Here is a 7,440-nt window from a genome sequence, read left to right on the forward strand (position 1 = left end):
TATGATAATCTTCGTGAAAATGGCGCATTTTTTGAGATTAATGAAAATATTCGTCAAATATTTGCAACAATTAGTAGTCTTAACTATCCAATAAATAGTTGTTTAGATAGTTTTCGTTCAGACACTATCTAGTATAACGTTTCATTAAAATATCTACATTGATACCGTCATTGCGAGCTACAGCGAAGCAATCTTAAGTCTTTTGGGAACAAGAGATTGCTTAGTCGCTCCACTCCTCGCAATGACATTTTTTTACGTACACATTTTAATGAAACGATGTACTAGTATATTTCTTTCAGTATCAAGCGTCATTATTGCAAGGATATCGGGGTAAAAATCCTCCTTCAACGTCCTTCCCAAATTATTAAACAGCGATTCTTCATGCACTTCGTCATTCATAAGGCTTGAAAAATACACGAGGTGTCTCATCTCTTTGATAGTACGGTTCCCTTGTTCTATAGTATCACGGAGTTCTTCATCCATGATTTTACGCGTGGAATGTCTGATGCCACAAGCACAAACCCCTGATTTTCTCCGTTTTCTCGCTGAATACTCAATGAGGAAAAAAGGACAGGTATTTGCCGCCCTGTTTTTTACAAGTAAGTTGTTTCTGTGTGCCGGATAACGCCTTGCTCAATCAAACAGTTAAGCAGCGTCCCGGTGTTCCTACTTCAATATCATTTTCTCTGTAGTACAGGCGGCTTCTGCCGTTGCTATCATAATAAGAGGCGGAAATGAGCATCTCAATACCATAACACTGTCAATGAGGCCAACATCCAGAACGAATTCCATCACGATGGATGCCGTATCGTAAACAGCGTCATTGAGGCGAAACCCGTCCACCATGATAAGATATCGCGAATTGTAATCGCCCGGACGCGAAAAACCCCTTGAGCCAAGAGTAAGAATAACTGCGGTCATAATTCACATAAAAACCCCTTATACTTCTCAAGATATCTGCAAGTGTGCGGTATCCGTATTTCTTTATATCATCGGCAGTGACAATGCTGGCGGATAAAGATAACGGGGCTTCAGTAACCTTCTGTTTGTATTTGGATGCGGCATAAACGGCAGCAACCTCTATGTCCATAAGGTCTTCGATGGTCATGCTTAGTAAATCGAGTATGGGGTATCGACTGGATTTTGGGTGTCTGTATACGGGTGAAACAGAGAAGGATCGTTTTCTGCTTCTGCGCTGTGTGTGTAATATGATATTAACAGAAAGATAACAACTAATATGAAGGCTCTCATTGTGTTATTTTCTTAATTGACAACACCTTCGCTTTTTGAAAAATGCGGACAACGATGGCGTTATTTGTGTAGGATGGGGCAAGCGAAGCAGACCCATCGATAAAAAAATTTCAAAAAACTAAAGTGTTATGAATCTTTTAATCTGCGAAATCGTTAGACTGAGCTCACGACGAAGTCTGTGTAATCTGTGGTTCCCCTTTCGTATTTCATGCTTATTTGGTTCTGGCTTGTACAGGTTGGGTTTAAAGCTAAAAATCAGCGGTAAACTATTACCATATGAAAAAGGCAGGGTAAAAACAATCAGCATCTTTGTTTTTACGACAGAACGGTTATAGTTTTTCAAGAAATAGTACACGTTTCACGTTGAGCGGCAGACGCTCTTCTTCCACGTATCATTTCCAGGAAACCTTCAATCCTTGTAGAAAACTGTCCAGGCATGTAGTTTTTATCGTCTACGCAATCACCATCGAGACTGAGAAAGGGGTAGCCTATTTTGTTGAGTTCTTTCTTAATAGTGGGTACGGCTGCATTATTTCTTCTGCATCCCCATGAAGAAAATACAACAACGCCGTCAACATCGTACTCACGGGCTAGCATTTTTGCTACTTCTATGCGCCGTTCCAACGGACCGTTATACGTATTCATGATATGTTTTCTGGCAAGGCTTTCGTATGGTTTTTGCACATCAAGCTTATCCCAGTAAACATAGTTTGTTTCTTCAAAGACAATTTTAACATTCTCTTTTTCTTCAAGATTTTGCAGGAAATCCACATTGAAATAGGGTTTTAATTCCAGCCAGAGAATTTTGATTTGATTTGTGGGCGGGATTTTTGGGGATTTTGTCTTATTTTCTGCAATCTTTTCGCGCAATTCATTCGCCAAACTGGAATAAAATTCCAGGGCTAATCCGGAACCGATAAGCAGATAGGTGGGAAACATAAACCCTAAGGCACTGCTGCCTTTCAGAGGGCAAAGAGGATCTTTTCTTAATTCGTTGATTTCAAGAATCTTTTCCCGTGTTTTGTTTGAGTATTCAAAGGCTCGTTCTAATGCTTCATGCCTCATCTTTCTCCCTGTTGTTTTTTCCAGATATTTGACGAGATCTTCCAGTTGTTTGGCAAGGTATTGAACGGAATATTCATCTTCTTCGTAAGGGATGTCTATCACGATCGTGTCCTTTCCCGTCAGACATTCACACAGTTTTGCTGTTTTGGTATTGTTGTCACAGAGTGTTGACGTGGCGACCTGTAGAATATTCCTCGGAAAAATGTTTCTATATGCATGGCCGATTGCAGCGCGGTGAAAGGTGCAGATATCAGTGGAAACTCCTCGTGATTCAGCTTCTATAAGGCCGCGGGAACTTTGGCCTATTCCGGCAAAAAGGGCAGCTCCGATCTCAAGGCAAAAGGGATAAAGCCCCATGGCAAACAATATTTCCGAGGGGACAAACATGGTTGTCCATATAGTCCGGTCAGGATGCGCATACACGTTAAAAAGATGTTTTACCCCGACGTGTATCTGCACTTGCAGCGAGCGGAACCCACCGATTTTCTTGTTGCGGAAGAAAAAGAGGTATATCTTATAAAGCCGCAATCCTTCTCTGATAAGCAACTGTGAGTGTCGCTGCATGAGCGAGGTTGCCCATTCCTTTAGTTTTAAAATTAATGACATAAAGAAAATTCTAACGTATTTCTTATTTTGGGGCAACCATTAATTGTTCAAGGAAGGCTTCAACGCGTGTTTTGATTTGTCCTTCGCTGCTTAACGAGTAGTCACAATTCAAATGGAGAAGCGGGATATTTTTTTCATAGAAAGTCTTTTTTATCATGGGATAATCCAGAAGATTATGGTCGCAGAATTTTAATGTATGATAAATTGCAGCATGGATTGATTTTTCCTGCATAATCGTTAATGCCTTATTAATCCTGTCAAAGATATTTTCCATCCGGGAGCAGGGGCTTCTTTTGATATACCGTTTTGCAATGGACAAAATAGGCTCTTCGTTTATGCTCACCACGGCGTCAAAATACCGGCTGCCGTTACATAGGTCTTCTGCCACAACCTTTGCACCTGCATCCTCTATAATCTTCATTATCTTTTCATTCTCCATGATACTACCCCAGATGAATAACCGCGGTACTTCGCGTGTGTCGCGTACACCTTCACCCTGCTTAATAATATGCGTTAAATAGGTGTTAAACTTCTCTGGAACTGCATTTACTCCTTTTTTCAGCAAGGAAAACATCTCGTATCCCGAATGGGCAATATATCCGTTCCAGTATTTCTGCAAACATTGTCCTACTTTTTCCCGTACCGAGTTATAGACGACAATGCTCCGGTTGATGTCGTCAGGCAGGATTTTCATGGTGAAGTACGACTCGAGTTTCTCTTTAAATTTCTTGAGCAGGTTGGCGTAATAGTAAACCGCAGCGTCATCAATATTTTTAGGAATATCCAACATATAGTTAAATCGCCCTTTCCCTTCGTCCATTTTTACCCAGGCATCGTAAAGGCGCCTCATCCCGTCACAGGAATTGACAAATACCATTCCCTGAAAATCCTCCAGACTACCTTCAATCTTTCTATCGGTAACAGCCTTTATATAAGGGCAGATGTTTCCGCAGAGCACCTCGTCAGCGGCGCATGAATCATGTTCTGTCCCTTTAATCCTGACAGGATGAAACCCTGCGGCATGAATAATTTCTACCGGGGTATAAGAACAAAAATATCCGATCTTGGGCAAATTGCTTTCTTCAATGGAAAAATCCGCGATAGAAGTTTCAAGTAAACTTTTGCTGTTGTCAGATCCTGACAGCGACACAGAGACGTTGCTTTGCGCCTGCGCTTTTTCCAGCGCTATTAACGCCGCCCCAAGCGCACCGTTAATTTGCGGCTCTCCTGAGATTTCAATTTTGCAGCCCAGGTTTTTTTCCAGCTCCGTTACTACGCCAATATTTTTAGCAACGCCGCCTGTCATGGCAACCTTTTGTTCCAACCCTACCCGTTTTACTTGTGCGGTAATACGTTTTGCGATTGAAATATGCAGTCCACGGCAAATATCCGCCGTTTTGTGGTCGGCGCCAATAAGCGATACAACCTCCGATTCTGCAAAAACGGTACAAAGGCTACTCACGGAAACGTTATCTTTTCCGTGCAGGGAAATCTCTCCCATCTCCTCCAGCTCAATTTCCAGTGTTCTTGCCATAACTTCCAGAAAGCGGCCGGTACCGGCGGCGCACTTGTCGTTCATAACAAAATCAAGTACATTGCCATTTCCATCGATTTTGATAACCTTACTGTCCTGTCCGCCAATATCAATAATTGTCCTGGCGTCAGGAAAGTAATAATTTGCACCTTTTGCATGGCAAGTGATTTCCGTTATTACTTCATTGGCAAAAGGAACTTTTACGCGCCCATAGCCTGTGGCTACGATATAGTTAATATCTTTTTCTGTAAGATTATGCTCTGTAAATATTTGTTGAAGGGTTTTTTCCGCAGCTTTTTTACTGCTTGCACCGGTTGCGATGATTGTTGCAGAAAGGATCTCCTTCTTATCATTTAAAAGAATTCCATTGGTTGACATAGAACCAATGTCTATTCCGATAGTATACATAACTATAAAATCTCCTATTTTAAGATTATTCCGTTTCTGGTTTCGGCGGTATGGTGCTGACCCAAATATTTACAACAAAGAAGCCTATGGCAATGACTTCGATACCGGCAAAAATTTCTACCAGGGGATGAAGCGGGCGAAAGCAGACTAAACCTACAAGCCCGATATTTGCAAGATAGAATTGAAGTGTGCCTATTTTAGGATAGGCGAGAGGCCTGCCGGTAAATCTGGGCAGTATATGATATCCAACACCAAAGATCATCATGGACATCCATCCCAAAAGGTTTAAATGTACATGAGAAAACAATAATTGAGCGGGATAGCTTTTCATGGATATCATAACGGTACCAAGTATTGCCGCTATAAAAAAATAAACAAGGCTTGCCCGAAGAAAATTTTTCGAAAGAGGACTCATTTATCAAAAGCTCCTTTTTAAGAAAGTTGTTGATTTAAAAGAACTTAAATCAAATTTATAAAGAACCTAACAAAAAGGGTAAGAATATATAAAAAATATGGATTGTCAAACAAAAAATTATTGTTACATAGTAATACTTAAGATTACAAGCGTGACCCAAAAGTATGTTCAAAAGGTCAATTGCCCTGTCGAATCGTGTTATAAAATATCGTGTATGGTGCGTGATCAATTCGGGGGGATTTCTTCTTTTTTCTGAGTAACTTCTTTTTCCGGAGTCGCTTCTTTTTTCTTTTGCGTTTTTAGTTCCTCAATTTTTTCCGCATAGGAGCGTACTTTATTCGCTACGCTTTCAGGAATAATTGTAACCAATCTTTGCATACCTTTTCCTATGGGGGCTGCTATTTTTGAGGTATTCACCCTATCGCGTGTTGATTCACTGCAGAATAATAAAACGCCAAAGATAATTACTCCGCAAAAGAGAACCCCTTTAAAAATCCCCAAAAAACCACCGAAAAACCTCGACCCAACAGATATGCCGCTTTTATTGATAACGATTTTTAACAGATTTGTAATAAAACACGTTACGGCTAAGATTACTCCGAAAATGGTAAAATAACTCAATAAATCCGTAACAGATTGAGACAGAATGCCTTTCAGGATATTGCTAATTACTCCGTGGAAGAAAAAAGCGGCAAAGAAAGAGATGAGCAGGCATCCTATTCTGAGAAACTGCATTACAGGGCCGCTGACAAATCCAAATAGTATTGCAAAAAACAAAACACCAAAAATCGAATAATCAATCCATATCATTTATGGCCGTTCCCTGCCTTTCTTTCCTTCTTTACTTCCTTATTTGTACGTAAGAAATCATTTGCGATACCCCTGACAAGTTGTTCCACGTTTTCCTGAGAGAGTTTTATTGAAATCTTCGGGTCATTTATGTCGCCGCGTATCTCCAATGGGATGGCATTTTGCCTGAAAACAATCCCTGTAATCTTTTCTATGCCCTTGTTTACGAATCTTTCATTCACCGTGACATTTGCTTTATAAAATAGTTTTCCTCCGAATTCTATCATGCCTGATACCTCCATCTTTAATAGCTGACTATCAACGATTACTTTTGGGGTATACATTGTTTCCTCCTCGATCAGCACTTCTGTTTCTAACAAATCAAAAGAATAGCGGTCGTCGATGGTAATAATATCTGACAAAGCAGAAAAAAGCACATTGCTTTTAACATAGCCGTTCCGGACGCTGAGGGTAAAGCGGCCTTTAATATCTTTGCTTGGGATATTCCCGCCAAACCCTTTTCCACTCAGATGTCCTTCAATGCTCAGAATGCCACCTGCTTCGCTTCCATCCTTTTTAAATAAAGGCAAATCACGGAGCACAGGCATTTCTTGTGTTATGTAAACATCATGCGCTTTGATTGTTATATTAAATTCCGGCATATCTCTTTTGAGTTCCATAACGCCGTGAAGATATGTTTTGCCGCCATTTGCTTTGAATTGCACATGAGTAGTTATCTCGTTATCTTTAAGAGAAAGTGTATCGGTAAACAAGTCTTCAATCAATAAACTATTTTCGTAGTTTATTTGTTTAACCTCAATTTTTTCAAAAATAACCTGATTCCATAAGAGGGGAAACAGCTTTAATGTACCCTGTATGTCATCAAACTGTGTTGTAGTTTCCGGGTCATTGTTTTGCTTTTGCAGAATAATAAGAGAAATACGGATTTGATTCGGCCAGTGATATGATACCGTGCCTGTTTGAGCGGAAGAAGGAAGTTTGTTTTCCAGCAAGAGAACGACTTTTTGCGTGATGCTTTTTTCAAAGAGAAGAGTGGGAAATACGAAAATGGAAATAGCAACAACAAGAGCTGTTAAACAGAAAGAAATTACCAACCATTTTATCCATAATACTTTTTTCTTCTGCATTTGCATATTTGTGTGAAAAATTGGTCATGAGTCATTAGTCAATTGTAATGGGCAACCACAAGGAACGCCCCTACTTGCGACGAATTTTTTAAATCTGTACTACTATCCATCAATTTCTTGTTTTTTATGCGTGTTTTTCATGCCGCCATTTCCGTAAGTGCTTTAATATCAAGGGCTGAAGCGGTCATCAGTGAACAAGAGAACTTCTGGCCTTTCTCCGTCAA

General features: G+C 40.2%; 7 protein-coding genes. All 7 read right to left on the minus strand.

Going from position 1 to position 7,440, the window contains the following annotated elements:
- Nucleotides 1-252: 252 nt before the first annotated feature.
- Complete coding sequence (locus QZT26_RS15300; protein WP_099324330.1) at nucleotides 253-483, minus strand: hypothetical protein; 231 nt, start codon at nucleotides 481-483, stop codon at nucleotides 253-255.
- Nucleotides 484-666: 183 nt separating this feature from the next.
- On the minus strand, nucleotides 667-921 hold the full coding sequence (locus QZT26_RS15305; protein ID WP_295103383.1) for a hypothetical protein: 255 nt from the start codon (nucleotides 919-921) through the stop codon (nucleotides 667-669).
- 669 nt (nucleotides 922-1,590) lie between these two features.
- On the minus strand, nucleotides 1,591-2,922 hold the full coding sequence (locus QZT26_RS15310; RefSeq protein WP_099324332.1) for a 2-hydroxyacyl-CoA dehydratase family protein: 1,332 nt from the start codon (nucleotides 2,920-2,922) through the stop codon (nucleotides 1,591-1,593).
- Nucleotides 2,923-2,944: 22 nt separating this feature from the next.
- A complete protein-coding gene (locus QZT26_RS15315; RefSeq protein ID WP_099324333.1) occupies nucleotides 2,945-4,864 on the minus strand; it encodes an acyl-CoA dehydratase activase in 1,920 nt (639 codons plus the stop codon).
- Nucleotides 4,865-4,889: 25 nt separating this feature from the next.
- Nucleotides 4,890-5,279 (minus strand): hypothetical protein, encoded by a 390-nt coding sequence (locus tag QZT26_RS15320; RefSeq protein WP_099324334.1) that lies wholly within the window; start codon nucleotides 5,277-5,279, stop codon nucleotides 4,890-4,892.
- Between the two features lie 225 nt (nucleotides 5,280-5,504).
- Nucleotides 5,505-6,089, minus strand: coding sequence for a CvpA family protein (locus tag QZT26_RS15325; RefSeq protein ID WP_099324335.1), 585 nt, complete (start codon nucleotides 6,087-6,089; stop codon nucleotides 5,505-5,507).
- Nucleotides 6,086-7,216: an AsmA-like C-terminal region-containing protein gene (locus QZT26_RS15330; protein WP_157820395.1), complete on the minus strand. Its 1,131-nt coding sequence runs from the start codon at nucleotides 7,214-7,216 to the stop codon at nucleotides 6,086-6,088. Before QZT26_RS15330 ends, QZT26_RS15325 begins: the two co-directional genes overlap by 4 nt.
- Between the last annotated feature and the right edge of the window lie 224 nt (nucleotides 7,217-7,440).

The organism is uncultured Candidatus Kuenenia sp., assembly GCF_900696675.1.
GTDB lineage: Bacteria > Planctomycetota > Brocadiia > Brocadiales > Brocadiaceae > Kuenenia > Kuenenia stuttgartiensis_A.

What these genes read in the sequence shown, in the direction of transcription:
- QZT26_RS15305 (WP_295103383.1), bottom strand. Translation starts at nt 921, where the DNA reads ATGACCGCAGTTATTCTTACTCTTGGCTCAAGGGGTTTTTCGCGTCCG.
- QZT26_RS15315 (WP_099324333.1), bottom strand. Translation starts at nt 4,864, where the DNA reads ATGTATACTATCGGAATAGACATTGGTTCTATGTCAACCAATGGAATT.
- QZT26_RS15320 (WP_099324334.1), bottom strand. Translation starts at nt 5,279, where the DNA reads ATGAGTCCTCTTTCGAAAAATTTTCTTCGGGCAAGCCTTGTTTATTTT.
- QZT26_RS15300 (WP_099324330.1), bottom strand. Translation starts at nt 483, where the DNA reads ATGGATGAAGAACTCCGTGATACTATAGAACAAGGGAACCGTACTATC.
- QZT26_RS15310 (WP_099324332.1), bottom strand. Translation starts at nt 2,922, where the DNA reads ATGTCATTAATTTTAAAACTAAAGGAATGGGCAACCTCGCTCATGCAG.
- QZT26_RS15330 (WP_157820395.1), bottom strand. Translation starts at nt 7,216, where the DNA reads ATGCAGAAGAAAAAAGTATTATGGATAAAATGGTTGGTAATTTCTTTC.
- QZT26_RS15325 (WP_099324335.1), bottom strand. Translation starts at nt 6,089, where the DNA reads ATGATATGGATTGATTATTCGATTTTTGGTGTTTTGTTTTTTGCAATA.